This is a genomic window from uncultured Phascolarctobacterium sp., from assembly GCF_902463975.1.
GTDB lineage: Bacteria > Bacillota > Negativicutes > Acidaminococcales > Acidaminococcaceae > Phascolarctobacterium_A.
This window is the reverse complement of sequence record NZ_CABQHJ010000020.1, coordinates 1-26,187: the sequence shown is the minus strand read 5'-3', so window position 1 is coordinate 26,187 and position 26,187 is coordinate 1. Positions and strand designations below refer to the sequence as shown.

25 protein-coding genes, 2 tRNA genes and 1 pseudogene are annotated in these 26,187 nt (G+C 44.8%); 23 read left to right on the top strand and 5 right to left on the bottom strand.

The genetic code is table 11. The features are described from left to right. Nucleotides 1–3: 3 nt before the first annotated feature. Entirely contained in the window at nt 4–885 is an 882-nt protein-coding gene (locus RDW05_RS07005; RefSeq protein WP_307978389.1) for a LysR family transcriptional regulator, read from the bottom strand. Between the two features lie 144 nt (nt 886–1,029). On the opposite strand from RDW05_RS07005, the gene RDW05_RS07000 reads away from it, so the two are divergent. From RDW05_RS07000 to RDW05_RS06990, 3 genes are read left to right on the top strand one after another with little or no spacing between them, the layout of a single operon-like run. Next, entirely contained in the window at nt 1,030–1,974 is a 945-nt protein-coding gene (locus tag RDW05_RS07000) for an ABC transporter substrate-binding protein (protein ID WP_304259671.1), read from the top strand. 13 nt (nt 1,975–1,987) lie between these two features. Then, nucleotides 1,988–3,796, top strand: a complete 1,809-nt coding sequence (locus RDW05_RS06995) for a TonB-dependent receptor domain-containing protein (protein ID WP_307978387.1) — start codon at nt 1,988–1,990, stop codon at nt 3,794–3,796. Nucleotides 3,797–3,808: 12 nt separating this feature from the next. Beyond that, nucleotides 3,809–4,159, top strand: a complete 351-nt coding sequence (locus tag RDW05_RS06990; protein ID WP_307978385.1) for a CGGC domain-containing protein — start codon at nt 3,809–3,811, stop codon at nt 4,157–4,159. A gap of 250 nt (nt 4,160–4,409) precedes the next feature. Here RDW05_RS06990 and RDW05_RS06985 read toward each other — a convergent pair whose 3' ends face one another. Beyond that, nucleotides 4,410–4,889, bottom strand: a complete 480-nt coding sequence (locus tag RDW05_RS06985) for an OstA-like protein (protein WP_307978384.1) — start codon at nt 4,887–4,889, stop codon at nt 4,410–4,412. A 179-nt stretch (nt 4,890–5,068) separates the two neighbouring features. Here RDW05_RS06985 and dnaG point away from each other — a divergent pair, with 179 nt between their 5' ends. From dnaG to RDW05_RS06910, 16 genes and pseudogenes are all read left to right on the top strand, one after another. After that, nucleotides 5,069–6,841, top strand: a complete 1,773-nt coding sequence (dnaG, locus tag RDW05_RS06980) for a DNA primase (protein WP_307978383.1) — start codon at nt 5,069–5,071, stop codon at nt 6,839–6,841. 25 nt (nt 6,842–6,866) lie between these two features. Further along, nucleotides 6,867–8,477: an RNA polymerase sigma factor RpoD gene (gene rpoD, locus RDW05_RS06975; protein ID WP_307978382.1), complete on the top strand. Its 1,611-nt coding sequence runs from the start codon at nt 6,867–6,869 to the stop codon at nt 8,475–8,477. A gap of 54 nt (nt 8,478–8,531) precedes the next feature. Continuing rightward, nucleotides 8,532–8,606: transfer RNA gene (locus tag RDW05_RS06970), tRNA-Ile, on the top strand. A gap of 162 nt (nt 8,607–8,768) precedes the next feature. Next, nucleotides 8,769–9,626: a polysaccharide deacetylase gene (locus RDW05_RS06965; RefSeq protein WP_307978381.1), complete on the top strand. Its 858-nt coding sequence runs from the start codon at nt 8,769–8,771 to the stop codon at nt 9,624–9,626. After that, nucleotides 9,623–10,459 (top strand): polysaccharide deacetylase family protein, encoded by an 837-nt coding sequence (locus tag RDW05_RS06960; protein ID WP_307978380.1) that lies wholly within the window; start codon nt 9,623–9,625, stop codon nt 10,457–10,459. The genes RDW05_RS06965 and RDW05_RS06960 overlap by 4 nt, the downstream gene beginning before the upstream one ends. 135 nt (nt 10,460–10,594) lie before the next feature. Then, nucleotides 10,595–11,416: an ABC transporter substrate-binding protein gene (locus RDW05_RS06955; RefSeq protein WP_307978378.1), complete on the top strand. Its 822-nt coding sequence runs from the start codon at nt 10,595–10,597 to the stop codon at nt 11,414–11,416. Between the two features lie 15 nt (nt 11,417–11,431). Next, nucleotides 11,432–12,088, top strand: a complete 657-nt coding sequence (locus tag RDW05_RS06950; RefSeq protein WP_249747942.1) for an amino acid ABC transporter permease — start codon at nt 11,432–11,434, stop codon at nt 12,086–12,088. Further along, nucleotides 12,081–12,806 carry an amino acid ABC transporter ATP-binding protein gene (locus RDW05_RS06945; protein WP_304240171.1) on the top strand — a complete coding sequence of 242 codons (726 nt, stop codon included), beginning with the start codon at nt 12,081–12,083 and terminating at the stop codon, nt 12,804–12,806. The genes RDW05_RS06950 and RDW05_RS06945 overlap by 8 nt, the downstream gene beginning before the upstream one ends. 10 nt (nt 12,807–12,816) lie before the next feature. Further along, entirely contained in the window at nt 12,817–13,548 is a 732-nt protein-coding gene (locus RDW05_RS06940; protein ID WP_307978376.1) for an aspartate/glutamate racemase family protein, read from the top strand. A 76-nt stretch (nt 13,549–13,624) separates the two neighbouring features. Continuing rightward, nucleotides 13,625–14,047, top strand: coding sequence for an OmpH family outer membrane protein (locus RDW05_RS06935; protein ID WP_307978374.1), 423 nt, complete (start codon nt 13,625–13,627; stop codon nt 14,045–14,047). Between the two features lie 94 nt (nt 14,048–14,141). Next, entirely contained in the window at nt 14,142–14,843 is a 702-nt protein-coding gene (gene yqeC, locus RDW05_RS06930; RefSeq protein WP_307978372.1) for a selenium cofactor biosynthesis protein YqeC, read from the top strand. A gap of 3 nt (nt 14,844–14,846) precedes the next feature. After that, nucleotides 14,847–15,659: a selenium-dependent molybdenum cofactor biosynthesis protein YqeB gene (gene yqeB / locus RDW05_RS06925; RefSeq protein ID WP_307978370.1), complete on the top strand. Its 813-nt coding sequence runs from the start codon at nt 14,847–14,849 to the stop codon at nt 15,657–15,659. Further along, on the top strand, nt 15,656–16,612 hold the full coding sequence (locus RDW05_RS06920; protein ID WP_307978367.1) for an XdhC family protein: 957 nt from the start codon (nt 15,656–15,658) through the stop codon (nt 16,610–16,612). Before yqeB ends, RDW05_RS06920 begins: the two co-directional genes overlap by 4 nt. Before the next feature lie 361 nt (nt 16,613–16,973). Further along, nucleotides 16,974–17,666: a hypothetical protein gene (locus RDW05_RS06915; RefSeq protein WP_307978365.1), complete on the top strand. Its 693-nt coding sequence runs from the start codon at nt 16,974–16,976 to the stop codon at nt 17,664–17,666. Continuing rightward, nucleotides 17,663–18,247: pseudogene (locus tag RDW05_RS11680) on the top strand (transposase). Before RDW05_RS06915 ends, RDW05_RS11680 begins: the two are co-directional and overlap by 4 nt. 369 nt (nt 18,248–18,616) lie before the next feature. Then, a complete protein-coding gene (locus tag RDW05_RS06910) occupies nt 18,617–20,023 on the top strand; it encodes a uracil-xanthine permease family protein (RefSeq protein WP_293694871.1) in 1,407 nt (468 codons plus the stop codon). Here RDW05_RS06910 and RDW05_RS06905 read toward each other — a convergent pair. From RDW05_RS06905 to lgt, 3 genes are all read right to left on the bottom strand, one after another. Then, on the bottom strand, nt 19,989–20,597 hold the full coding sequence (locus RDW05_RS06905; protein WP_307978362.1) for a nucleotidyltransferase family protein: 609 nt from the start codon (nt 20,595–20,597) through the stop codon (nt 19,989–19,991). The genes RDW05_RS06910 and RDW05_RS06905 overlap by 35 nt on opposite strands. Before the next feature lie 149 nt (nt 20,598–20,746). Further along, nucleotides 20,747–20,823, bottom strand: a tRNA-Arg gene (locus RDW05_RS06900). Between the two features lie 77 nt (nt 20,824–20,900). Then, nucleotides 20,901–21,716 (bottom strand): prolipoprotein diacylglyceryl transferase, encoded by an 816-nt coding sequence (lgt, locus tag RDW05_RS06895; protein ID WP_307978361.1) that lies wholly within the window; start codon nt 21,714–21,716, stop codon nt 20,901–20,903. A 232-nt stretch (nt 21,717–21,948) separates the two neighbouring features. Here lgt and RDW05_RS06890 point away from each other — a divergent pair, with 232 nt between their 5' ends. The 4 genes from RDW05_RS06890 (at nt 21,949) to RDW05_RS06875 (ending at nt 26,070) form a co-directional block, all read left to right on the top strand. Next, entirely contained in the window at nt 21,949–22,983 is a 1,035-nt protein-coding gene (locus RDW05_RS06890) for an alcohol dehydrogenase (protein ID WP_374111021.1), read from the top strand. Between the two features lie 36 nt (nt 22,984–23,019). Beyond that, nucleotides 23,020–23,592, top strand: a complete 573-nt coding sequence (locus RDW05_RS06885) for a carbonic anhydrase (protein ID WP_210684175.1) — start codon at nt 23,020–23,022, stop codon at nt 23,590–23,592. 184 nt (nt 23,593–23,776) lie between these two features. Continuing rightward, nucleotides 23,777–25,210: an aspartate ammonia-lyase gene (locus tag RDW05_RS06880; RefSeq protein ID WP_307978358.1), complete on the top strand. Its 1,434-nt coding sequence runs from the start codon at nt 23,777–23,779 to the stop codon at nt 25,208–25,210. 230 nt (nt 25,211–25,440) lie between these two features. Then, complete coding sequence (locus RDW05_RS06875; protein WP_307978357.1) at nt 25,441–26,070, top strand: hypothetical protein; 630 nt, start codon at nt 25,441–25,443, stop codon at nt 26,068–26,070. Nucleotides 26,071–26,187 lie beyond the last annotated feature (117 nt).

Genomic DNA, 26,187 nt, shown 5'->3' with positions numbered 1-26,187 from the left:
TAATTATAGAGAATGATTTTGCTGTATATGTCTCAAATAATTTATAAACAATTTAGCAGACGAAGAAATATTACTTTTGTTGTAGAGTATCGAACATTCTTTGATTTTGTTGAGTTCGGCAATTCTCTTTACAGTGAGACAATCTGTGGAATATTCACTAAGGTAAGATTTAGGAATAATAGTGATACCTAAGCCTGCTTTGGCCAACATAACAGACGTATTTAAATCATCACAAAAGCAATATATAAATGGTTGAAAAGAGTTTTTTTCGCATAAAGCAGTAAGTGAATTTATAAGATTCTTTTTGATAATAAAAGGTGTGTTTTTAAGAGAAGCGATATTGATGCAGTCATTAGAATCTGTAAAAAAATCTTTCTTTCCGATGATTACCAGATAATCATTAGGGAGCGAAAGCTTCGTAAATTTGCTGTTTTCCGGAAGCTTTCTGGCAAAACACAGGTCTATTGTACCCAAGTTAAGTCGGGAGAAAAGAGCTTGCTTTTCGTCCTGAATTATATCTAGCCTGATATTCGGATAATCTTTATGGAATCCTTTCATAAGTTTTGGTAAATACTCTAGACCGATTGAGTTCCAGGAGCCTATAGAAATAATACCGGATTTGCCTGCTTGCAGGTCTTTTATTTTTGAAACAGCAGTATCGATACATAGGATGCAGTCACAAGCATATTTATAAAAAATTTCTCCGGAGCTTGTTAAAACAATATTTGTACCTTCTCTGTTAAATAGCTTGGTATCAAGCTCTCTTTCTAAGCTTTTAATACTCTGACTAATAGCAGGCTGTGTTACAAATAGTTTTTTTGCTGCTTTACTTATACATTTGGAGTTGGCTGTTTCTAAAAAATACTCTAATTGCTTAAAATCCATTGAATCTCAAATCCTTGCATAAAAAGAAGTTATACCGCTATAAAAAGATGTTTCTTTTAAAAAATGTAATTATCTGATATAATCATACCACAAGTAGCAGAGGGATTCAATAAGAAATAGCCTTATATTAGGAGGAGATGCGGTGTGAGTAAAGTTATTACGCTGATACTTCTGGTAGTAATTCTTGCTTTAGCAGGTTGTGGCGGTAATGCTGCCGATAACAGTAAAAGTAATCTGAAGACGGCATATAGTATTGTAGATTCTCGAGGTAAGAGGATTAGTTTTTATAAAAAACCGGAAAGAATTATCAGCTTGCATGTATCCACTGATGAAATTCTTTTGGATATGGTTGATTCCGAAAGAATTTTATCTGTTAGCAAAGGTGGTAGAGAAAGAGCATTATCACATGTTGTAGACAAAGCTAAGGCGGTCAACAAGACAACAGAAGAAAATATGGAATTTATGCTGGCAAATAAGCCTGATCTTGTAATCATAAGGGAAAACTTTAAAAAGGATTTTATTGACGCCTTAGAAAGCTCTGATATTAAAACGGTTGTAATCAAAAATCCTAAAAGGGTTGATGATATACCTGACTATATTATGCAGGTTGCCAAGGCTGTAGGTGAAGAAGAAAAAGGCGAAGAGCTTATCAAAACTTTTAAAAGTAGATTAGCGAAAATTAATAATCTGCATATTAGGGAAGCAGACAAGAAGAGTGTGATAATAGCAAGTTCCTTAGGTGCAAGAAGCTTTAAAGGTACAATTGTAGATGATATTATCCATAAGAGCCAACTGAAAAATGCTGTGGATGATACTGATTTACCTAATGATGCTAATTTGAATATAAATAAAGAGGAAATCATTAAAGCGAATCCTGATGTTTTCCTTTTAATAGATTGGAACATCGAAAAGATTAACAGAGGAGAATCTCAAGTATATAAAGATTATATGAGTGATGAATCACTGAAAGATGTAAAAGCTGTAAAAAACAATGATGTTATACTTATACCGATGAAGCTAACGGTTTGTTTTACTCACTATGTTTGCGAATCTATGGAAGATTTGACAAACATTGTTTATAAAAAATAAGGAGATGAGTTGAGTGAAGAAAAAATTAATTTTGTCAACAGGTATTCTTTTCTCTATGTTAGTTGCCGGCAACTGTTACGCTGCTGCTGGCGATATTCAAGGAGAATTTAAGCTGGATGAGATGGTCGTTACGGCATCGCGTATCGAGAAAAAAGATATTGATGTACCCGCGATGACTCAGGTATATAACGAAAAAGATATCGAAAGAACCGGCGCAACCAATGTAATGGATTTTATGTATAATGTTTTGGGTGCGGAGGTCTTGGATACAACGGCACCTGCAAAAAATGGTGTACATTTTAGAGGCACAGGTTCTTCTTCGAGAATGAGAACTTCAGCTTTAATTATGCTTAATGGCATACCTATTAATATTCAGGGTAGAGCGGATATTTCAGCAATTCCTGTAACTGCTATCAAAAGAATCGAAGTACTCAATGGTGGCGGCTCTGTACTTTACGGTACCGACGCATTAGATGGTATGGTTAATATTATTCTTAAGGATACTGTTAAAAACAGGCTTTATGGCGGCTTTGGTACGCATGGCTATCGTGAAGGGGGTATTGCTATTCAGGCTGATAAATTATCTCTTGCGTACGATGGCAGAAAAATCAGCGAAAGAGGTCATGATGGCATTTTAGGAAACAGTAACGTACCTACTAAAGTTAGGTATGGTGGTAAATATGATAGTAGCAACTATTTTGCGCATCTTGTTCCAGATGAACATTTAGATGTAGTATATATGCAGCGCGATTATTCAAATGATTATTTCTACCGTGGTCCTAGTGGCTATAATGATCCTGATGCCGAATCCAGATTATTAAATGTAAAATATAAAAACAAGAATCTGAATGTGTCTACTTATTGGAAGGATTATGAATTATCTATTGTAAATGATAAAACTGGCCTTACTACAGATAACTGGAGCAAGGTTTACGGTATTGATATAAATAATAAGTTTGATATCAGGAAGGCTTCCATTATTGTTGGCGGTAACTTTGATAGCGAACGTATGGCACAGACTAAAGGCACATATCGTAGAACACAAGATACCACTGCAATATATATGCTGTTAGATGCTCCGGTAAGTGAAAAAACTTCTGTAAGTGTTGGCGGTCGTCATGTGTATATCAGTGATCTGGGCAATAAATTCTGCCCACAATTCAATGTTTTGCATAAACTTGATGAAAACAGCAGCCTGTTCCTGAATGTGAATAAGGCATTCAGAACTCCTTTGGCAGAGGAACTGTTTGGTAATGCAGGCCATGGATATACGGGTAATCTTGCTTTGAGACCTGAAGAAGGCTGGTTAAGTGAAATTGGCTGGAAAAAGCAGTTTGATGATAAATCTGTAAAGATTGCCGTTTTCAATATGGATATTAAAAACAGAATTTCTAAAGACGCTACCAAAACTTTTGTGAATAACGATAAGTTTAAAAATACTGGCGTTGAAGCATTGTACGAGCAAAATATTGACAGTAAATGGAAATATAATGTAGGTATGACTTATTCTAATCCTAAAGAAAAATCAGCTGCTAAAGGATGGACTCAAGCTGACTATAAATTTATGGGTACTGCAGGAATTCATTATCAGCTCGACAAATATAATGCGTCTTTGAACGTTCAGTATTATGGCTTGCAAACTCCTTCAAGCAAGGATAAGGATGCAGTTAATTTCAACTTTAATATGGGCTATAAATTTGATAAAAACTCTTCTGTAATTTTCAGAGTTAAGAATATTGCAGATAGTGATAAGTCATTTGAATCATGCGGAAGTCAATTACCGAAGCGAGCTGTCAGCCTGACCTATTATTTAGATTTTTAATACTATAGTGATATGAAAAGAATAGCAGTTTTACGTTGTTTAAAAAGTTCTTCTCGCTGTAGTGGTGCCGGTTGTCTGAAAATCTTATTTAATAAAGATAAGGTATATTCTAAATATAAGGAAGAAGACATACAGCTTGCAGCATTTTGGACCTGTAATGGGTGTGACGATATATCGTTGGGTGACGAAGAAGGCCTCAGACGGAAAATAGCGTCTATGGAGCGTTCTTCAGTTGATGTAGTTCATTTGTCTCATTGTGTTTTTAAGAAGAACACGGACGGTTCAGAGGAAGTATGCCCCCAAGTTAGAGCTATTGTTTCCGAATTGGAAAAAATTGGTGTAAGAGTAGAGAAGGGATTCTAATAAAAGAAGAGTTGTTGCTGAAATGATATGTACCCCCAATACCGGTTGTCCAGTATTGAGGGTACATATCAAAAAGGTGACAGCTCTTCTTTTTCTTGATGTATCCGCAAATGCTGTCTACATATAGAAGTTTTATCTATATAAATTGTTAGGAGTACCTGGTGTTGTAGCGGAAAAAACCTGTTTTTCAACAGAAAAACCCATGCCTTACTTAACGTAAAGCATGGGCTGATTTTTGTCTGTACAGAATTTATTGTGCTGTTATTCTCTTTTCCATAACGTTATAAGCGATATCACCGTCATGCGGTTGACCATTGATTTTAACATTGCCATGGAAGGCTGCGATTTTCGTCTTCCAGCAGTAGCTGCCGCTGTCTGCAGTGATTTTGTTGGTGTTATCATTGAAAACCAGATTGCCATCTACATAAGCAGTTCTGTCGGAATGATATACATCTACCTTATCGCAGGCGAAGCTCATATCGCCGAAGCTCAGATGAATGTTACCCTGTCCGTGAACCTCCATAGCATAAAGATATACCTTAGTGGCATCGCCGGTAATGGTTAAGGTTGTGTCATGTGCCGGAAACTGTACAAAGACGTGTCCCTGCAGGTCATATACGCCAGTGAGCGGATTGAATGTGCGGCTGTCGCTGGTGATTACCGGATCGGCAAAGCACATAGAAGGCAGCATCATAACAAGCATAGTTAATATTAAAAGAAATTTCTTCATGAATAAGTCACCTCTTGAAGCATGAAAAACAGGAGAAATTTTTAGTGTACTTTTTATTATAGTATTTTTAGAGAGTCGGTGCAAGCGTAAAAAAAGATTTTTTTAGAAAAAAAGAGGATTTTCCCTTTATACATTGAATATAGATTATGTGTGAAATATAGTTGGAGGCGGAGAGGGTAATGAACGGAGATTTTGAAAACTTTAAAGAGCAGGTGCGCAGCACAGCCGATATGGTAGAAATAATCTCCGGTTACGTGCCGTTGAAAAGGAAAGGCCAGAACTATTGGGGCTGCTGCCCGTTTCACGGAGAGAAAACACCGTCCTTTTCGGTGAACCCTGGCAAGAGCATGTTTTATTGCTTTGGCTGCCATGAGGGCGGCGACATTTTTAAATTTATTATGAAAATCGAAAACTGTAGCTTTATGGAAGCATTAAAGCTGTTGGCTGCCAGATACGGTATCCCGATACCGGAAAAGCAGAAAACGGCCGCAGAAATTGCACGCGAGAAACAAAGAGACAGCATTTACAGTGCTAACGAGCTGGCGTCAAAATTCTTTCAGGCCTGTCTGACAAAAACTGCTCATGGTGAACCGGCACTGGCATATCTTGCCGGACGTGGCATCAGCAGAGAGATTATTGCCAGCTTTGGCATAGGCTATGCGCTGAATAACTTTACAGCACTTGTCACCTCGCTGGGCAAGCGTGGCTGCCAGCCGCAGGTTTTGGAGGCTGCCGGCTTGGCAGCACAAGGACGCGGCGGCTATTATGATAAGTTTCGCAACAGGGTGATTATTCCAATCCGTGATGCCCGTGGCCGTATAGTTGGCTTTGGCGGGCGCGTGCTGGACAATAGTACGCCTAAGTATCTGAATACAGCGGAAACGCAGTGGTTCAATAAGCGGCGCCTGCTGTTCGGTTTGGATATTGCGCTGAAGGCTATCCGCAAAAGCGGTAAGGCTGTAGTTGTTGAAGGCTACATGGACGCCATCAGCCTGCATGCTGCCGGCTTTGATAATGTGGTAGCGTCTATGGGTACGGCCTTTTCGCAGGAGCAGGCTAAGCTGCTGCAGCGTCTGGCGGAGGAGGTTATCTTCTGCTATGACAGCGATAGTGCCGGACGTAAGGCCTCGGTGCGAGCAGTGAGCATTGCTCGGGAAGCGGGGCTGAAGGTGCGCATTGCCGGTGTGCCTGATGGTAAGGATCCTGATGAATATGTTCGCCAGCATGGTAAGGATGCTTTTGAGAAGGTGCTGGCGGCAGCGCAGAATGGTATAGATTTTCAAATAGATGAAACAATCCTGCAAAATAATGTAGCAAATTTAGCAGGAAAAGTTGAAGCTGTGTCGAATATACTACCATTCCTACTAGAATGTAAAAATGAAATTGAAGCGTCGGAGCATATCCGAAGATTGGCGCAGCGGCTGACTATCGATGAAGGCCTGATAGCGGAGGAATACCGCAAGGCAGCACGCAAGGGTGGCAGACAGCAGGCTGGACAGTTGCAGGTTATGCCCGAAGAAAAAAGCGCCGGCGTTGGCCAGCAGGCCGAGGAGCTGCTCCTAAGGCTGCTTTTGGAGCAGCCGCAGCTGTGTGATGAATGCAGCATGGATGTGCAGGAAATCGGCTTTGAGAATGCTGTGCTGGCACAGCTTTTTGAGCGGTTGTGCGAGCTTGGCATTGGGTATACGACGGATAAGCTGAATAATATTCTGGATGATGCAGCGCAGACAGCATTGGCACGCATTCTGGCACATCGGCTGCCGGAAGGCGATACGGATAAGCTTTTGCAGGACTGCCTCAGACAGATGCGACGGCTGCGTTTGGAAAAGGAATATGAAAAACATCGTCTGTTGGCAGATGAATATGAAAGGTCGGCAGATGAGCGTTTTCTTGGGGAATTAATGGAAAGTCAAAGGATAAAGAATGAAATCAAAAAACTCTATGGAAACTAAAAAAAATATGGAAGGAGGGGACACCATGGCTACAACAAGCAAAATAACTCAGGAACAAATTGATGAGCTTATCCGCAAGGGAAAGGCTAATAAGGGTGTTCTCACCTATAGCGATGTAATGAAGCTCACTAATACTATGGAAGATATCACTACTGCGGATGTCGAGCATATATATGAGGTTATTACACTCAAGGGCTTGGAGCTGGTTGAAGATGACAATTCGTCTGATGAAGATATATTGCCGCTGGTTGACAATGACGCAGATGATGATGATCAGGAGGTCAGCGAATCTGAGCTGGCTAATCTGTCTGTGCCGGAAGGCATCAGCATTGATGATCCTGTACGTATGTATCTGAAGGAAATCGGCAGAGTGCCTCTGCTTGTAGGCGAGGACGAGGTTAAGCTGGCTAAGCGCATGGATAAGGGCCGTCAGGCAGAGCGTATTCAGCGCGGCAAGATGATTGAGCTGGAGGAGCCTGCGTTTACTGCTGAGGACAGCGGCAGCACCTTGATTGAAAAGCTGCGTGAATATATGAAAGAGGAATGGCAGATTACCAGAATGCGTTCTGTTTTCCGCGTAGCTCAAATGATTAAGGAGCGTCATAAAGCAGGTAATCCTTATACTATTGCTGATTATGAGAATCTGATTTTTGAATTCACTAAGGACGAACGCCTGCATCTGCAGCGTCTGATGGCAGAACAGAAAACGATGATTCCTGATTGCGAGCAGTTTGTTGTTGCACGTGAGACAAGCGATAAGGATGACCATAAGCTTTACCATATTAAGGCAATTCTTGAAGAAATCAAGGAACGCCTGAGTGATGGCAGAGAAAAGGATACCAAGGTTGTTGAAGCCTACTGCAACATAGATGAAGATTTTGAAAAGCTTTTGAAGGCAGTTGAAACCCAGGGCAATGATGCTAAAAAGTGTCTGTCCGAAGCTAACCTGCGTCTGGTAGTAAGCATTGCTAAGCGTTATGTTGGTCGTGGCATGCTGTTCCTGGATTTGATTCAGGAGGGCAACCTGGGCCTGATCAAGGCTGTAGATAAATTTGACTACAACAAGGGCTTTAAGTTCAGTACCTACGCTACATGGTGGATTCGTCAGGCTATCACCCGTGCGATTGCCGATCAGGCACGTACAATCCGTATTCCTGTACATATGGTGGAAACCATTAACAAGCTTATCCGCGTTTCCCGCCAACTGCTGCAGGAGCTCGGTCGTGAGCCGTTGCCGGAAGAAATTGCCAAGGAGATGGATACTTCCGTAGACAGAGTACGCGAGATTATGAAAATTGCGCAGGAGCCTGTTTCTCTGGAAACTCCTATCGGCGAAGAAGAGGATTCGCATCTTGGCGACTTCATTGAGGATCATGATGCACCGGCACCTGCTGATGCTGCTTCCTTTACTCTGCTGCGTGAGCAATTAGGTGAAGTACTTGAAACGCTTACCGTTCGTGAAAAGCGTGTGCTGGAGCTGCGCTTTGGCCTGGAGGATGGCCGCAGCCGTACTCTGGAAGAGGTTGGCCAGCACTTTGGAGTAACCCGTGAGCGTATCCGTCAGATTGAAGCTAAGGCATTGCGCAAGCTGCGTCACCCCAGCCGTAGCAAAAAGCTGAAGGACTTCTTAGAATAATAGTTGACAAACAACTGTAACTATTATAAAATAATACTGTTTGGTAGATTGCATGGGCCTATAGCTCAGTGGTAGAGCCGCCGGCTCATAACCGGCTGGTCGTAGGTTCGAACCCTACTGGGCCCACCAATACCTTACATCAGCAAAACGAAGTGAACGCAGGTCGAAAGGCCTGCGTTTTTAATTTCTATGAGTTGACATTTATCTGCTTATAGTGACATAATTAAATAGTTATCAAGAATACAGATTCATTTCACTGAATAAGTTTGAATAATTACCAAGGAGGTAAGAATGTTTACTTTAAAAAATGGTGACGGTATGGTTTGGCCTGACGGCAAGCGTATCGCCGTGATGGTTACCTTTGATTTTGATGCGGAGCTGCTGCGTAAATCTGTAATCGGCAAGCGAACAATCGGCTTTTCCGATACAAGCAGAGGTCAATACGGTCCTGATGAGGGCTTGAAGCGTTGTCTGGATATGCTTGAACGGCAACAGCTTAAAACTACCTTTTTTGTTCCCGGCCGCATTGCGGAGCTTTATGCCGATAAGGTGCAGCAAATAGTGGACGCAGGCCATGAGCTTGCCTATCACGGCTATCTGCACGAAGCCTCTGTAGATATGCCTGCTACCGAAGAAAGAGAGAACATGGCTAAGAGTGAGGCGCTGCTGGAAAAAATAAGCGGTCACAAGGTTGTCGGCTATCGCGGTCCACTGGATTTATTGCCTAACTGTGCTATGCAGCTGATGGCTGAACGTGGATATTTATACGGTTCTACACTTAAGGATTGCGACTGGGCGTATGTGCATGAGGACTACCCGCTTGTGGAGCTTCCTACAGAGCCAACGCTGGATGATTTCTCTTGGTTCTACTTTTCTTATGCTGATGAAGCTACAATCACCTGTAGCTATCCGGTGGACTACGTTTACGATATCTGGAAGGATAATTTTGACGAGCTTGCCAATGAGGGTGACAAAATTTTTGTGCTCAAGCTGCATCCGCAGCTTATCGGCCGCAGCAGCCGCGTGCGCATGCTGGAACGCTTTATTGCCTATATGAAGGCGAACGGCGCATGGCTTGCAAGCTGCGAAGAGGTAGCGCGTTACGTAAAAGAGTTTTACGCTAAACGTGCGGAAGGAGGCGAAGCATGATGAACTGGAACTGGCCTGATAATAAACGCATTGCTTTACTGCTTTCCTTTGATATTGATGCGGAAACGCTGTGGCTTACACGCAACGATATCAATGAACGTCACCTGGTGCACATGTCCCGCGGTCTTTATGCAACGAAGCAGGGCTTGCCGCGCATCCTGAAAATGCTGGAGGAGGAAGGTCTTAAGGCAACCTTTTTCACTACTGCTTATACAGCGGAAATTCATCCGGAAATCATTCAATACATTGCAGCACAGGGACATGAAATCGGCTATCACGGTTATCTGCATGAAGTAAAGGATACCTATGAAGAAGAAAATGCGCTGATGGATAAGGTTGATGCTATCTTCCGCAGCCTTACCGGCAAACGTCCCGTAGGTGTGCGTATGCCTGATGGTATCGTGCATGATTTTCATAAGCAGCTCTGGCTGGACCGCGGTTGCATCTATTCCTCCAACTGGCGTAACAATGACGGGCCTTTCCTGCTGCAAATAGACGGCAAGGAAATACCTATCGTTGAGCTGCCGAAGGACGGCATTGTTGATGATACCTCCTATGATATGTATACTCTGCAGCATCCGGAGCATTATTACCTGCGCAGCGGACGCGAAATGGTGCAGATTTGGCAGGATGAGTTTGACGGGTTGGCAGATGAAGGACGCATCATTAATTTCGTTATGCATCCGCAGTTTGTCGGACGTCCGGGATATGTTCGTGCATTGCGTTCATTTATTCATTATGCAAAAGAAAATGGAGCCTGGATTACTACTGACGAAGCCTGTGCTAAACATGTTTTAAAGCAGAAGGGTTATGACATTGAGGTTCGTTACTGATTGGAAAAAATCTGTTGGCAGTGTCGCTGATTCTATGGTATAATAATTCATTATATGAGCAAGTTTACTCATTAAATGTACGGAGTAAACAGATATTAAAAAATGAGAGGGGTTTTTCTAATGAAAAAGTTTACAATGAAAAGTATTTTTGCTTTCCTGGCAACAGCAATGCTTGCTATGATGCTGGTAGGCTGCGGTGGCGAGAAAAAAGATGCTGCAGCTGATGCAGGCAAGGGTGACAAATGGGTTGTTGCTATCAACTCCACCTTCCCGCCGTTTGAATCCGTAAAGGAAGGCACCAAGGATTACCAGGGTGTTGATATTGATATCGCTCACTACATCGCCAAGAAGATGAACAAGAAAATCGAATTCACCGATATGAAATTCGCTTCTTTGGTACCTACTCTGCAAAGCGGTCGTGCTGATGTTATTATTTCAGCCATTTCTCCGACTTCTGAGCGTGAAAAGGTTGTATCCTTCTCCAAGCCGTATTATTTCCCGATGAAGGCTATTCTCTGCAAAAAGGGTGCAGGCTATGACGATATGGATAAACTGAAGGGTAAAAAAGCCGGTGCTTCTATGGGTACTACCTATGCTAAAGAGCTGAAGGCTGTCGGCGGTATCGAAGTTGTTGAAATGGATACTACTCCGCTGGTTGTTCAGGATATTAAAAACGGTCGTCTGGCTGCAGGTCTGTTTGATTCTTCCCAAGCTGCTGTTTTCGTAAAACAAAATCCTGATCTGGAGCTGCACGTTCTGCAGGGAACTGTAGTAAAAGACGATACCTTTGCTATTGCGCTGCCGAAGGATTCCAAGGATGTTGAAAAAATCAACGAAATCCTGAAGGAAATGCGTACCAATGGTGAGCTGCACAAAATTCTCGTAGCTCATCTGGGTGAAGAAGGCACTAAAGAATACGAAGCTGCAATTGCAAACCTGGATATTGCTAAGCTGTAAGAGGTGAATTAGCAGATGTTAGATTTTTCCGTTCTGGAACCTTATATACCGCTTTTGGCAACCGCTGTCTGGATTACGCTTAAATTCACTTTCTTTTCTACGATTATGGGCTTTTTCGGCGGCTTTATCCTGGCGCTGATAACATTGTCCAAGAACAGAGTACTTTCCTTCCTGGCGAAGGTTTATATCTCTGTCTTCCGCGGTACACCGCTTTTAGTACAGCTGATGCTGATTTACTTTGCGACACCGCAGCTGACGAGCTATACTATTTCTGCTTTGGAGGCAGGCGTGCTTTCCTTTGGCCTGAACAGTGCCGCATATATTTCCGAAGCACTGCGCGGCGGTATTCTTGCTGTCGACAAAGGTCAGTGGGAGGGAGCAATGTCCTTGGGCGTGCCTAAGCATCGCTTCCTGCTGGATATTATTCTGCCGCAGGCTATTAAGAATGCATTGCCTTCTCTGGTAAACGAAAGCATTATGCTGCTGAAGGATTCCAGCCTTGTTTCCGTTATCGGTGTTGCCGATACGCTGCGCTGGGCGGATCTGATTCAGGCTAAAACCTTCCGTGCGTTTGAAGCCTTTATCGTAGCAGCTGCTGTTTATTATGTTTTGGTTATGGCCCTGAACTTTTTGGGCGGTTTGTTAGAAAAGAAGGTGCGCGTCAGTGATTGAGATTCAACACCTGTCTAAAAGCTTTGGTGATTTAGAGGTCCTTAAGGATGTTTCCCTGACAATAAAAAAAGGTGAGGTTGTGACCATTATCGGTTCTTCCGGTTCAGGAAAATCTACGCTGCTGCGTTGTATCAATCTGCTGGAGCAGCCTACTGGCGGAGCAATTTTATTCGAAGGTAAGGACATCGTAAATTCCAAAATTAAAATTGAAGATATCCGCAAGAATGCCTGCATGGTGTTCCAGCATTTTAATCTTTTTGCCAATATGACTGTTCTGGAGAATATGACCTACGCTCCCCGCGTAGTCAACGGTCTGTCCAAGCAGGAGGCCAAGGAAAAGGCTATGAAGCTGTTGGCAAAGGTTAATCTTTCCGACAAAGCTAATGAATATCCCAGCCGTCTGAGCGGCGGTCAGAAGCAACGTGTAGCGATTGCGCGTGCTTTGGCGATGGAGCCGAAGGTACTGCTTTTGGACGAGCCTACCTCTGCACTTGACCCGGAAATGGTCAAGGAGGTACTGGATGTTATCAAGCAGCTTGCCAATACCGGTATTACCATGGTTCTTGTTACCCACGAAATGGGTTTTGCCAAGGACGTATCGGATACAGTTTATTTCATGGACGGCGGTTATCTGATTGAAAGCGGTACGCCGGATGAAGTATTCAACCATCCGAAAACGGAACGCGCGAAGAAGTTCCTTGCTTCTGTTTTGGTATAAGGATATACGAATGAAAATATTTATAATTAATCCTGACTTTGGGGTTACTCCTGAGCAGATGGCAGCACGCTGTCATCTGCTCAGTGCGCATGTAGGTCCTGATGTGGAGCTGCATATGGAGTGCCTTGTTGAAAATCATATCGAAATTGATTCTGCTTTGGATGCTGCGCTTGCTGCACCTGAGATTATCAAAATGGCTGTGCGTGCTGAAAGTGAAGGCTATGATGCAGTCGTGCTGTACTGCTTCAGTGATCCTGCGGTGGATGCCTGCCGTGAAATTGTAAGCATACCTGTAGTAGGCGGCGGTCAGGCTAGCTGTCTTCTGGCTCCGCTGGTAGGCAGGCAGGCCGGGCTTTTGCTGGCAGATACTGCGCGTTATGCGGAAAAGCAGCTTTTTGTTGCTCAATGCGGTGTTGAACCTGCGCGTATTGCTGCAATCGGCGGCATTGAGGCCCGTGGTGTTGATTTGTGGGCAGAGCGTGAGCGTGTTCTGGACCTGCTTACGGAAGCCGGCAAAAATTTGCTGGCGGCAGGCAGAGTACAGGTACTGCTTTTGGGGTGCTTATCCTTTTTAGGTTTGGCGCACCCGCTCAGTGAGCGTCTGGGCGTTCCTGTTGTTGACCCGGCGGTGGCACCTGTGGCGCTTGCGGAATGCCTTGTGCGGCAGGGACTAAAAACAAGCCGCAAGGCTTATCCTGCACCGCCGTTGCGCAAACGGACGTGGCAGAGCGGTCAATTATAAACAGCTTGCTTTTCTATAGGAAATAGTGTAAGATAATATTAGTATTAAAATCTTAAGAAGAGAGGTTACTGTTTTAATGAAAAAGAGCTTATTGACTTTGATTATGGCTATGATTATGGCTTTGGCTTGCACAACCAGCGCGTTTGCTGCCGAAGAATTGGGATATGTAAATGTTGAACGTGTTTTCCGCAGCTATCCTGATATTCAGACTACTATGAGCGTTATCAATCTGGAGCGCCAAAAGGCTGAAAATGAATTCAACCAAAAGGCTCCGAACCTTGATGACAAGGGCAGACGCGAGCTGGGCGAAAAATTATCCGCTCAGGTAGATAAGAAGGAAGCTTCCCTGCTGAATCCTATTCGCGAAAAAATCCGCAAAACTATCGGCCAGGTAGCAAAGTCTCATGGTATTAATAATGTAGTTGATGCCAGTGCTGTTGTATTTGGTGGCAAGGATCTGACTGAAGAAGTTATCGCTGCTGTTGCTCAAGGCAAATAAAAACTAATGTTATTGAAGGCTGTCGCAGGCAAGCGACAGCCTTTTTTTAGTGAGTGTGTTATAATATAAGTAATTTTTTTGCGAGGTGAAGCAGATGCCGGTCTGTCCCTTTGATTTTGTAAATGACGGGAAAAAGCATAATATCTGCCTTATCGGCGGCGGCGGTAAAACGACGGTTATGTACGAGCTGGCAGCGGCATGGGCAGCTTGCGGACGCAGGGTGCTGGTGTTGACGAGTACGCATATCCTGCAGCCTGCAGATGGCAGCTTTGCTGCCGATGTGCCTGCGGTGCAAGATTTGTGGCAGCAGGGGCGCTATGCTGTTATCGGTACACCGGAACTGTTAACAGGTAAGCTGACGGCGCCGCCGCAGTTCTTATATGAAGTGATGCAGCCGCAGGCAGACGTGATTTTGTGTGAGGCTGACGGCTCCAAGCATCATCCGTGCAAAGCGCCTGCGGCGCATGAGCCTGTGCTTTTGCCGGACAGTGATATTGTGCTTGCCGTTGCCGCCATGGATGCTTTAGGCCATTCGCTGGCGCAGGCTTGCCAGCGTCCACAGCCGGCGGCAGAGCTTTTAGGCTGCAGCTTAGATTCTGTCATTGATGAACAAATGCTGGCTGCTTTGCTGCTGTCTGAGCAGGGAGCACGCAAAAATGTCGGCGCACGCGCTTATTATATTGTCTTGAATAAATGCGACCTGATAAAAGCAGCGCAGCAGGAGGAAATGCGTTGGCTGTTAGTGAGTGCAGGCATGGATGAGCGAAGAATATGGCTTCGTGAAAGGGGAGAATAATAAATGCTGAAGATTATTGTACGCGGTGGCGGTGACCTGGCAACAGGCGTTATTCATCGCTTGTGGGGTGCGGGCTTTAAGGTGCTGGTGCTGGAGTGCGCCAAGCCTGCGGCGATTCGTAGGCAGGTAGCGCTGTGCGAGGCGGTGTATCAGGGCAGCGTTCAGGTAGAAGGCCTGACGGCATGTCTGATAAAAACTTTGCCTGAGGCAGATTCTGTGTGGGAGCGTGGCGAAGTGCCGGTGCTGGTTGACGAAGCAGCAGACAGTGTGCGTGCTTTTGCACCTGATATTGTGATTGATGCGATTATCGCCAAGCGCAATTTAGGAACAAACAGTGCAATGGCACCACTCGTAATTGCCTTAGGCCCCGGCTTCGGCGTGGGCGCAGATGCCGACGTGATTGTAGAAACGAAACGCGGTCATAACCTGGGACGCATTATACGCAGCGGCAGTGCTGCACCTAACAGCGGCGTACCCGGTAACATCGCAGGCTACAGCAAGGAGCGTGTGCTGCACGCACCCTGCGCAGGCGTTCTGAATGTTGTTCATGATATAGGCAGCATTGTAGAAAAGGGCGAAACTATTGCATCTATTACTGACGGCAGTAATCAGGTGGCGGTAACGGCAACGCTTTCCGGTCTTATTCGCGGTATGATACGCGATGGCTTTACTGTCACTAAAGGCTTTAAAATTGCCGATATTGACCCGCGCAAGGAGGAGCTGGCCAACTGCTTTACGATTTCGGATAAGGCGCGCTGTATTGCCGGCAGCGTCCTGGAATTAGTCTGCCGTTATGCACAGGAGAAAGAAAAATGAAGTATCTAATGAAAAGAATACGCTCGCAGTCTTTGAGCTCACGGCCTTGCTATCTTGTTGCTTTGATTGAGAGTGAAGGCTCTACTCCGCGCACCAGCGGCGCCTATATGTTGGTCGGAGTAAAGGGTTTGCTTTACGGAACCATCGGCGGCGGCGGTATGGAATATGCGGCGCAGCAGCTGGCACAGCAGCGTCTGCGCTGCGGTGGCGGCAGCTTTGTAAAAACGTTTGACCTTTCTCCGGCAGCAGGCATGGCCTGCGGCGGCAGCTGTCAGGTGCAGTTTTGTTACCTGCCTGTGGGGGAAGAAACGGGGGATTTGGCAGAGGAAGCTCTTAGTGCAATGAAGCAGCATTTTCCCTGGTGGTTCCTGCTGCCTTTGGGTGAAGGCAACGCACTGCCGCAAATAAAAAAAGACCTGCAGCTTGCAGGTCGCAGAGGTGTAGTTGATATAGACGGCTGCACCTATTATGCGGAGCAGTATGATTATGACGGTGCGGTTTATGTTTTTGGCGCAGGTCATGTTGCGCGTGAGCTGGTGCCGCTTTTGAGTCATCTCGGGTTTAAATGCATTGTGCTGGATGACAGAGCGGAGTTTGCGGATGCGGCAGCCTTTCCGCAGGCGGAGCGCGTACAGCAGGTTGATTTTACTAAGCTGCAGGAGGTTTGCAGCCTGACGGCAAGGGATTATGCGGTAGTTATGACGCGCGGCCATGTGCATGACGCTAATGTGGAGCGCTATCTGTTGACTACGCCGGTTGGCTATATCGGCATCATGGGCAGTAAAAATAAAGCTGCCATGGCCAGAGCAGCTTTGCTGGCGGACGGCTATAGCGAGCAGCAGCTTGCGCGTGTTATAACGCCCATCGGAATCGACATAGGCAGTGAGACGCCGGCGGAGATTGCGGTGAGTATTGCAGCACAGTTAATCCAAACTAGAGCAGAACGCGTATAAGGCATCATATACTTCATCGAGAAGGCCTCGGCGTAGCAATAGTACGCCGTCGGCCTTCTCTCTTCGTCTCTGATACCTTCTCCGCGTTCTGCTGATTATAAAGTATAAGACATCATATACTTTCATCAGGAGGCCTCGACGTAGCAGTAGTACGCCGTCGGCCCTCCTTCTTCGTCTCCGGTACTTTCTCCGCGTTCTGTTGAAAGGGAATGTACAACATACTTCGTCTATATAAAAATAAAGTATCCCACGCTTTTTGTGGTCTTGCCATTATCTGTATATTTAAATGACAAATAAAGCCTCCTGCTTTAGAATGTTAATGTACTCAAAATCAACTTCTAAAAAAGGAGGCTAAGACAATATGTTTTACGAAAATTTTATCACAAAATTACTCAATATTAAACCATCTGATTTACTTTCTGTAATGAGTAGCTCCAAAAAAGATGGCTCTATCATACTTAAGGTACGACTTAAACCCAAGGAATGTTATTGCCATATCTGTAATATTCCTAGAAAAACTCATGGATATTATCAAAGAAAACTAACTCACACAACTCTCGTTAATCGCCAAGGTATTATTATATACGAGCAGCGCAGGTACAAGTGCTCTGAATGCGGTTCTACCTTCAGTGAGTGCAATCCGTTTATTGATACTAGTGAAAGAGTCACTTATGAAACTAAAATCAATGTACTAAAAGATTTGAAGCAACCAGAAAATACGTATACATCTATAGCGCAAAAGTATAATCTATCTGCGACAAAAGTCACTAGAATTTTCGATAAACACGTTACTATAAAAAGAAAACCATTGCCTATGGTTCTGTCTATTGACGAGCATTATTTTCTTAGCTCTTATTATGGAACAAAGTACTGCTGCCTTTTCATGAATTTCCAAACAGGCGTAATGATTTATATTATTTATGACCAGAAGAAAAATTGTCTTACAGATTATTTTTCTTCGATAAAAAATGAAACCTTAGATATGCGAACATTGAAATCTGAACTTGATAATGTTAAATACATTTCAATTGACATGTATCTTACAGAGATATAGCTAATATCTTCTTTTCTAAAGCTAAAGTTTGTGCAGACAGCTTTCATGTACTAAAACATCTTACTGACGATTTTCGTAAAATAAGGTTACGATTGGCACGCAATACTGAAGACCATACATTAAAATATCTGTTAGTAAAATTCCGTAGTATATTCGACCATAACAAAAACATCGACAATGAACCAAGATATAATAAACGGTTGAACAGGTATGTAAATCTTAGAGATATTCGTGATATTGTTTTCAACGCTTTTGAAGAGCTTAGGGCAGCATATGAGCTAAAAGAATTAATGCAGAAACTACGCTTGAAGAAGCACCTAAAGTTATAGATGAAGCAATAGAATATTTTGAGTCATGTGGCAGAATATGAAGAGTTCTACAAAATGCTAACGAATTGGCACGAGAAAATCATTAATTCATTCACATTGACTAATGGCAAACACATTAATAACAGCTATATGGAATCGAAAAACAGTGTCTTAAGCAGATTAATTTTTAATGCCAATGGTTTTAAGAACTTCGAAAGGACACGCAACAGAATGCTCTATTGTTTAAATCCAGATGATACGTTTAGATTATAAATAAAAAGAGTATATGGTAAAAATGAGAAGTCTCTTATTTTTACCATATACCACAAAATTCGTTAGAGCAAAACCACAGAACTGTTAAAGCCTAACCACAACTTTTGCCGTAGCGAAACCACAAAATCTGTTAAAGCATAACCACACAAACGTTAGAGCGCATACCACAACTTTTGGGGGACACCCTAAAAATGAGCACCTCAACGTAGCGAAAGTACGTAGTCGGTGCTCATTTTTAAAGTTCTCGCTTGGATTGCGAACAAAAAAGCCTATCTGATAAAATTTATACGGATTTTCTCTGTAATTTTCTTTACAATATTGCCTGATATGCGATAAAATAGATGCATGAAAAAATGAAGGGGTGCTTATATGTCTAAGTTTGTTAAACTGTCTGAGGAAGCTTATAAGTTTGAAGGCAAGCTGTCTTTGAGCTCAGCTATTCCTTTAGGTCTGCAGCATGTTTTGGCTATGTTTGTCGGCAATCTTACACCGGTTCTGATTATTGGCGGTGCCTGCGGTATTGTCGGCGGTGCCGGTTTTGAACAGCTGCAGGTTGTTTTGATTCAGAATGCTATGATTGTTGCAGGTCTGGTAACATTGCTGCAGTTATATTCCGTTGGTCCCTGCGGTGGCAAGGTGCCTATTATCATGGGTACAAGCTCCGGCTTTATCGGCGTGTTTGCCGGTATCGTTGCAACCTTGGGCAGTGGTGTTGTCGCCTATGGCGCTATTATGGGTGCTTCGATTATCGGCGGTGTTTTTGAAGCAGTGCTTGGTCTTGTGCTCAAGCGCATCCGTCGCTTCTTCCCGCCTGTTGTCTGCGGTACTGTTGTACTGTCCATCGGTCTGTCGCTGATTTCCGTAGGTATCAATTCCTTTGGCGGCGGCTTCAAGACGAAGGACTTCGGTTCTATAGAAAACCTGTTGCTTGGTTTGTTTGTGCTTTGCGTTATTCTTTTCTTTAAGCATGGCACTAAGGGCTTTTTGAGCTCTTCTTCCATTCTGCTTGGTATTATCGCCGGCTATATTGCTGCGATTTTCATGGGCTTTGTACTGCCTACAACCGCAGTTACGCCTGACGGAGTAGAATACACCAAATCATGGGTACTGCATTGGGACAAGGTGGCGAACGCATCCTGGTTCGCTGTGCCTCAGCTTATGCCGGTTGATATCGTGTTTGATATGCGTGCTATTATGCCGGTATTGATTATGTTTGTTGTTACTGCAGTTGAAACTGTCGGTGATATTTCCGCAGTTGTTGAAAGCGGTCTGAACCGTGAAGCTACGGATAAGGAATTGTCCGGCGGCGTTATTTGTGACGGCATTGGCTCTGCCATCGCTGCTGTCTTCGGCGTACTGCCTAACACCTCGTTCTCTCAGAATGTTGGTCTGGTTGCTATGACGAAGATTGTTAACCGTTTTGCTTTGGCAACCGGTGCGGTATTTTTGATTCTCTGCGGCCTGATTCCTAAGCTGGGAGCTTTGGTTTCCATCATGCCGCAATCCGTTCTGGGCGGCGCTGCTGTAATGATGTTCTCCTCTATTGTTGTCAGCGGTATTCAGCTGGTTACCAAGGAGAAGCTCAACCCGCGCAGCCTGACAATTATTTCCGTTGCTTTAGGCGTTGGCTACGGCATGGGCGCTACACCTGGCATTCTGGCACACTGCCCGGAGGCTATGCGCATGATGTTCGGTGAATCCGGCATCGTTCCGGCAGCCTTTGTAGCAATTTTGCTGAATGTTATTCTGAATAGGGGCGAAGACGCTCAAGCGTAAGTTTATCCTGCTGTGTATCTATATCCAGCAGCTCGTTGATATCCTGAACCGGTACTTTTACTACCAGTTCAGGATATTTTTTTGTCAGTACGGAACCACCCTTGTCCTGCGGCAGCTGCTGCAGTTCATCAGCAAATTTTGCAGGGAAGATGATGGGGTTACCGGGAGTTTCTTTGTAATACAGGCGATGGATTTTTTGCGGCTGTGATAAAAAGCTTTCAGCAAGGCGGATAAGTGTTGTCTGCTGTAAAAGCGGCTGGTCGCCAACGGCGAAGAGCAGGCCAGCGGCCTGAGGCAGGTGCTGTAGCATATAAGCAGTGCCTAAGCGCACGGTGTCGCTCAGATAGGGCTTGTCATGGAGCAGGCAGGGGATTTGCTGCTGCGCGCAGATTTCCGCAACCTCCTTGTGGCGTGTAACGACGATACGCTTGGCGAAAAGTCCTTGGCTGATATCAAGAATGTGCTGCAGCATGGGCGCTCCGTCGATAGCTGTCAGCAGCTTGTTGGCACCGAAGCGGCGGCCTACGCCGGACGCCAGGATGATGCAGGCTATGTTAGAATATTTTACGTTCATAGGTCTACCTCACGGTTTTGATTATATATCTTTATTATAAGACTGAATTGTGGAGCTAACAAGCGGGGGAGTACCGATTAGCGGAAGAATATATTTTATCCGCAAAAACAAAAAACTCTGTAACCGAAGTTACAGAGTTTAGTTTCAAGTGGTGGCCCTGGCAGGATTCGAACCTGCGACCTTTTGATTCGTAGTCAAACGCTCTATCCAACTGAGCTACAGAGTCACATCAGCGTTGCTTTTGTTTCAAGCAACAATGATATTATAGCGAAAAGTGAGCTTTTTGTCAACACTTTTTTAAAATTATTTTTTAGATTTTTTTTCGACAGCTTTTTCTTTGGCAGCAGGCTGATGTTTTTCCAGCCAACCGCAGTAAATGAAGAAGCCTAAGGCAATGAGGAAGAAGCCTAAGCTGGTTGCCTGAGCGGACTTCAGTCCGAACATCCAGGGTTCGGCGTAATCACCGCGTAGCATTTCCAAAAAGAAGCGGACTACGGAATAAAGCATGGCGTACATGCATAAAGCCTGACCGCGTGCATGCTTGGTGGTGCGGAACAAAAGCAGCAGAGCAAAGATTACGATGTCCAGCTGACCTTCCCAAACCTCCGCTGGCCACAGGGGTACAGGGCCGTAGGTTTTGTAGGCCAGCGTGCCTTCCGGGTACAGAATACCGAAGCTGCCACCGGTAGGTGTGCCGAAGGCGTCACCGTTGAGCAGGTTGGCCATGCGTCCGATAGACTGACCGATAAGCAGAGAAGGCGAAATGATATCCGCTAGAGCTACCCAGTCGATGTCATGCAGCTTGCAGTAAACAATGCCGGCAGCAATGCCTGCCAGCATACCGCCTTGCACGGCCATGCCACCCTGCCAGACGAAGGGGATTTCCAGCAGATGATGGCTGTAGTAATCCCAGTCGAAGAAGAAAACGTCCCACAGCCTGCCGCCGATGAGGCCTGCAAAGCCGCCGTAGATACCGATGTCTAAAATGTGCTCGTGCCAACGTCCGTCTTGCTTAGCCAAAAAGTAGGCAGTGCCGGTAGCCAGAAAAATTGCTGTACAGAGCATCAGACCATACATGCGTATGGGAAAATCGCCGATAAAAAAGAGATATTGATGCATTATGAATAAGGCCTCCTAAAAAATCTAACTAATATTTTAACACATTCTGGTGTTTTTATCAGCGAAAAAGTTGTGATTTCTTTATTCGCCGTGTTTATTGTCTTTAACGGTAAATATAGTATTGAGTGACATGTTGCTTAGGTCATTATCCACAGCGTCAATATTATGATATAATGAGGGAAGCGATATGAGCTTTATGGAAGCAAAAATAGAGAAAGAAGGTCTGTAAATGATGAAGGCATTGACTTATATTGAACACGGTGAGTTTGCTCTGCAGGAAAAGGCCAAGCCGCAGCTTGTTTCTGCGCGTGATGCTCTCGTGCGCGTAACCTTGGGAAGCATCTGCACCAGTGATTTGCACATTAAACATGGTTCGGTACCGCGCGCCGTGCCGGGAATTACCGTAGGCCATGAAATGGTGGGTGTGGTAGAAGCGGTTGGCGCAGACGTAAAAACCGTGAAGCCCGGTGACCGCGTGACGGTAAACGTAGAAACGTTCTGCGGTGAATGCTTCTTCTGCAAGAAGGGCTTTGTCAACAACTGTACCGATCCTCATGGAGGCTGGGCGCTTGGCTGCCGCATTGACGGCGGACAGGCGGAATTTGTACGCGTGCCCTATGCTGACCAGGGGTTGAACAAAATTCCCGACAGCGTTACCGATGAACAGGCGCTTTTTGTAGGCGATATTCTTGCTACCGGCTTTTGGGCAACACGCATTTCGGAAATCACCGAGGAGGATACCGTGCTGATTATCGGTGCAGGTCCGACGGGTATCTGCACCCTGATGTGCGTTATGCTGAAGCAGCCGAAGCGCATTATCATCTGCGAGAAGGATGCTGCCAGAGCGGAGTTTGTCAGCAAGCATTATCCCGATGTACTGCTTTGCGAGCCTGAGGAATGCGAAGCGTTTGTTAAGGAGCATTCCGACCATGGCGGTGCGGATGTTGTTCTGGAGGTTGCCGGCGGTCGCGATACCTTCCAGCTGGCGTGGAAATGCGCGCGTCCGAACGCTATTGTGACAGTTGTGGCGCTTTACGATGAAGCGCAGAGCCTGCCTTTGCCCGATATGTACGGCAAGAATCTTATTTTCAAAACTGGTGGCGTGGATGGCTGCGACTGTGCGGAGATTCTGCGCCTGATTGAAGAAGGCAAAATTGATACCACGCCGCTGATTACGCATCGCTTCAAGCTGGCAGATATCGAGGAAGCTTACCGTATTTTCGAAAACAGATTAGACGGAGTTATCAAGATAGCGATTACCGAATGATTTTTTTGCAAAGTATGTTCTAAGAGGGGCGATTTTATGATTAAGCATATAACAACAACACCGGCAAAGGCCTTAGAAAAATTAAAAGCAGGCAACGCCAGATATATTGATGCCAAGGTCAACAGCGAGGACATTTCGCAGGCAAAGAGAACAGATACCTTGGTTAACGGTCAGAAGCCTTATGCGATTATTATTACCTGCTCTGATTCCCGCGTGATTCCGGAGAATATTTTTATGACAGGTATCGGCGAGCTGTTTGTTATTCGTATTGCTGGAAATGTGATTGATGAGCATCAGCTGGGCAGTATTGAATACGCTGCCAGTCATCTGGGGGCGCCGCTGATTGTTGTTATGGGGCATACGCATTGCGGTGCGGTGCATGCTGCAATCAATCATGATCCGGAGGGTTATATCAAATTTATTACGGATAAAATCAAAGCAGCGATTGGCGACGAGTGCGATCCGTATAAGGCTGCCTGCCTGAATGTCAAAAGCTGTGAAGCGGAAATCGAAGCAAGCCTGGAGATTCAAAAGGTTGAGCATCAGGAGGGCTTGCGCGTTGTCGGTGCCATGTATCATCTGGAGAATGGTGTGGTAGATTTTATCTAAAGCAGATTATTTTGAGCTGCCTTGAGCTTAGCGTCTTAAGGCAGTTCTTTTTTGTAAGTAAATTTCTCAAAATTCGCAATAATGTGCTTGACAGAATGGTGGCTTGAATGTATTATGTATACATAATACAGATTTCGATTAAAAGCAGCTTTTACACGCTTTTGAAGAAGGAGGCAAATGTATTATGCGTAAAGAACACGACTTTTTAGGTGAATTAGAAATTCCTGATAATGCATATTATGGTGTACAGACCATGCGTGCCATGGAAAACTTCCAGATTACAGGCTATACTGCCGATCCGCTTTTTATCAAAGCCTTGGGTATGGTCAAAAAGGCTGCGGCCTTGGCCAATATGAAAATCGGTCTTTTGGATGAAAAAATCGGCAATGCTATGGTTCAGGCCTGCGATGATATCATCAGCGGCAAGCTGAACGACCAGTTCCCGACCGATCCGATTCAGGGCGGTGCCGGAACATCCTTCAATATGAATACGAACGAAGTAATCTGTAACCGTGCTTTGGAAATTCTCGGTCGTCCGCGCGGCGATTACGACTATATCAGCCCCAACAACCATGCCAACATGTCGCAGTCCACGAATGATGTTATTCCTACATCTATTCGTGTCTGCGCTCTGATGCGTGCAGAAAAGCTTATCCTTGCATTGGAACAGCTTGCAGATTCCTTCGATAAGAAAGGCGAGGAATTTAAGGATGTGCTGAAAATCGGTCGTACCCATCTGCAGGATGCGGTGCCTATTACCTTAGGCCTGGAGTTCAAAGCCTTTGCTTCCTCCATGCGCAGACGCAGTAGCTGCATCCGCCGCAGCTGTGAGCTGCTGCACACCATGAATATGGGCGCAACAGCAGTCGGCACAGGTCTGAATGCCGATCCTGAATATATCAAAGAGGTTTGCGAGCAGCTTACGCTTGTTACCGGCGAGAGCTTCACTACCGCGGACAATCTTGTTGATGCTACCAGTAACACGGATATCTTCACCGATTTATCCTCCAGTTTGAAAACATCGGCACTTTCCTTGATTAAAATTTCCAATGACCTGCGTCTGATGGCCTCCGGTCCGAGAGCAGGCTTCTGCGAAATTACGCTGCCGCCACGCCAGCCCGGTTCCTCTATCATGCCGGGTAAGGTTAACCCCGTTATCCCCGAAGTAGTAGACCAGACCTGCTATCAGGTAATTGCCAACGATTTGGCTGTGGCCTTCGGCGTAGAAAACGGCCAGTTCCAGCTCAATGTTATGGAACCCGTTATGGCCTACAATATTTTCAATTCCTTACGTTTCCTGACCAATGCCGTTAATACTCTGCGCACCCGCTGCGTAGACGGCATTAAGGCTAACCGTGCTCAATGTGCGGAATGGCTGGATAAGAGCGTGGGCATTGTTACGGCGCTGCTGCCGCATATCGGTTACGAAACCTGCTCCGTTTTGGCGAAGGAGGCGCTGGCAACCAACAGAAACATTAAGGACCTGCTCATTGAACGCAAGGTGCTGAGCAAAGAGGATCTGGATATTATCCTGGCACCAGCGGAAATGACCAGACCGGGCATTGCCGGTAAGGAACTTTTGAAGAAGATTCATGAGTCCAGAGAAGAGCTGGTGTAAAGCACAAGAGAACAGTTCTGTTATAACAATAGAATAAAAGCAAAAGCTGCAGCTATGCTCCTGAGTACGGGAGCAGGCTGCAGCTTTTTTATTTGAGCTTTGGGAAATTTGCTTGTTAGCACAAGAAAATTTCTTCCGTCCCACCCGAAATCATGCTTTGGGGTGGGGGAAAAAGAGCTTCTTATTGCTATAATTATAATGACAGAAACTAATTTAGGAGGTTGATGAATATGCGCATTTATAAGAAATTATTTTCCTGCTTAGCCTTATTTTTACTTTGCATCGTGTGCTTGTTTGCGGATGCTCCCAAGGTTCGGGCAGTGGAATTCCTGACTGCTGATGACGGAATATTTCTTTATATGAACAGCAGAGAGCTGGCAATCAGTGATGAGGAAGAAGGCGTGCAATTCTTCCTTGCCGATGACGGCACTCTGCAGCTGATGAACAAAAATACCAAAGATGTTTATAAGACCTTTGTTCCTGCGGAGAATGGAATGGTTGGCTATAGGGTGCGGGATGTTTTTACCGCCAATCCCGAAAATATATTTTTTGAAATAAATGCCACTATCGGTGCTCATGCGCAGAACTGCGGTTATTGGCTTATCGGTAAGGAAAACGGACAATGGGTGACATATGTGACCTTGGAGGATTTGGCTAAAAACGGCTATGCCATTGACCAATGGCGGCAAATTGTGACCAAGATTAATACGGATGGCAGCGGACGTTTTATTCTGCTCAGCCAATATGAATATATGCCTCCGGAAGCCACCTTCGGCATGCAGAGAAAATATTGCACGGATTTGCAGCTGGAGCTTTTGTGGGATGATGCTGCGCCAGGGTTTGTTATGCGCAAATTATAATGTTCGCAGTAAAATTATGGGCATTGCTTGCAAAAATGCATATTATGTTAACAGTAAAACAACTAACTAAAAATATAGCTTGTTTATATTACAAATTTCAAGTTTATTTTATAAATT

Coding starts and splice junctions, on each gene's coding strand:
- RDW05_RS07005 (WP_307978389.1), bottom strand. CDS start 885: ATGGATTTTAAGCAATTAGAGTATTTTTTAGAAACAGCCAACTCCAAA.
- RDW05_RS06990 (WP_307978385.1), top strand. CDS start 3,809: ATGAAAAGAATAGCAGTTTTACGTTGTTTAAAAAGTTCTTCTCGCTGT.
- RDW05_RS06985 (WP_307978384.1), bottom strand. CDS start 4,889: ATGAAGAAATTTCTTTTAATATTAACTATGCTTGTTATGATGCTGCCT.
- dnaG (WP_307978383.1), top strand. CDS start 5,069: ATGAACGGAGATTTTGAAAACTTTAAAGAGCAGGTGCGCAGCACAGCC.
- rpoD (WP_307978382.1), top strand. CDS start 6,867: ATGGCTACAACAAGCAAAATAACTCAGGAACAAATTGATGAGCTTATC.
- RDW05_RS06965 (WP_307978381.1), top strand. CDS start 8,769: ATGTTTACTTTAAAAAATGGTGACGGTATGGTTTGGCCTGACGGCAAG.
- RDW05_RS06960 (WP_307978380.1), top strand. CDS start 9,623: ATGATGAACTGGAACTGGCCTGATAATAAACGCATTGCTTTACTGCTT.
- RDW05_RS06955 (WP_307978378.1), top strand. CDS start 10,595: ATGAAAAGTATTTTTGCTTTCCTGGCAACAGCAATGCTTGCTATGATG.
- RDW05_RS06950 (WP_249747942.1), top strand. CDS start 11,432: ATGTTAGATTTTTCCGTTCTGGAACCTTATATACCGCTTTTGGCAACC.
- RDW05_RS06940 (WP_307978376.1), top strand. CDS start 12,817: ATGAAAATATTTATAATTAATCCTGACTTTGGGGTTACTCCTGAGCAG.
- RDW05_RS06935 (WP_307978374.1), top strand. CDS start 13,625: ATGAAAAAGAGCTTATTGACTTTGATTATGGCTATGATTATGGCTTTG.
- yqeC (WP_307978372.1), top strand. CDS start 14,142: ATGCCGGTCTGTCCCTTTGATTTTGTAAATGACGGGAAAAAGCATAAT.
- yqeB (WP_307978370.1), top strand. CDS start 14,847: ATGCTGAAGATTATTGTACGCGGTGGCGGTGACCTGGCAACAGGCGTT.
- RDW05_RS06920 (WP_307978367.1), top strand. CDS start 15,656: ATGAAGTATCTAATGAAAAGAATACGCTCGCAGTCTTTGAGCTCACGG.
- RDW05_RS06915 (WP_307978365.1), top strand. CDS start 16,974: ATGTTTTACGAAAATTTTATCACAAAATTACTCAATATTAAACCATCT.
- RDW05_RS06910 (WP_293694871.1), top strand. CDS start 18,617: ATGTCTAAGTTTGTTAAACTGTCTGAGGAAGCTTATAAGTTTGAAGGC.
- RDW05_RS06905 (WP_307978362.1), bottom strand. CDS start 20,597: ATGAACGTAAAATATTCTAACATAGCCTGCATCATCCTGGCGTCCGGC.
- lgt (WP_307978361.1), bottom strand. CDS start 21,716: ATGCATCAATATCTCTTTTTTATCGGCGATTTTCCCATACGCATGTAT.
- RDW05_RS06890 (WP_374111021.1), top strand. CDS start 21,949: ATGAAGGCATTGACTTATATTGAACACGGTGAGTTTGCTCTGCAGGAA.
- RDW05_RS06885 (WP_210684175.1), top strand. CDS start 23,020: ATGATTAAGCATATAACAACAACACCGGCAAAGGCCTTAGAAAAATTA.
- RDW05_RS06880 (WP_307978358.1), top strand. CDS start 23,777: ATGCGTAAAGAACACGACTTTTTAGGTGAATTAGAAATTCCTGATAAT.
- RDW05_RS06875 (WP_307978357.1), top strand. CDS start 25,441: ATGCGCATTTATAAGAAATTATTTTCCTGCTTAGCCTTATTTTTACTT.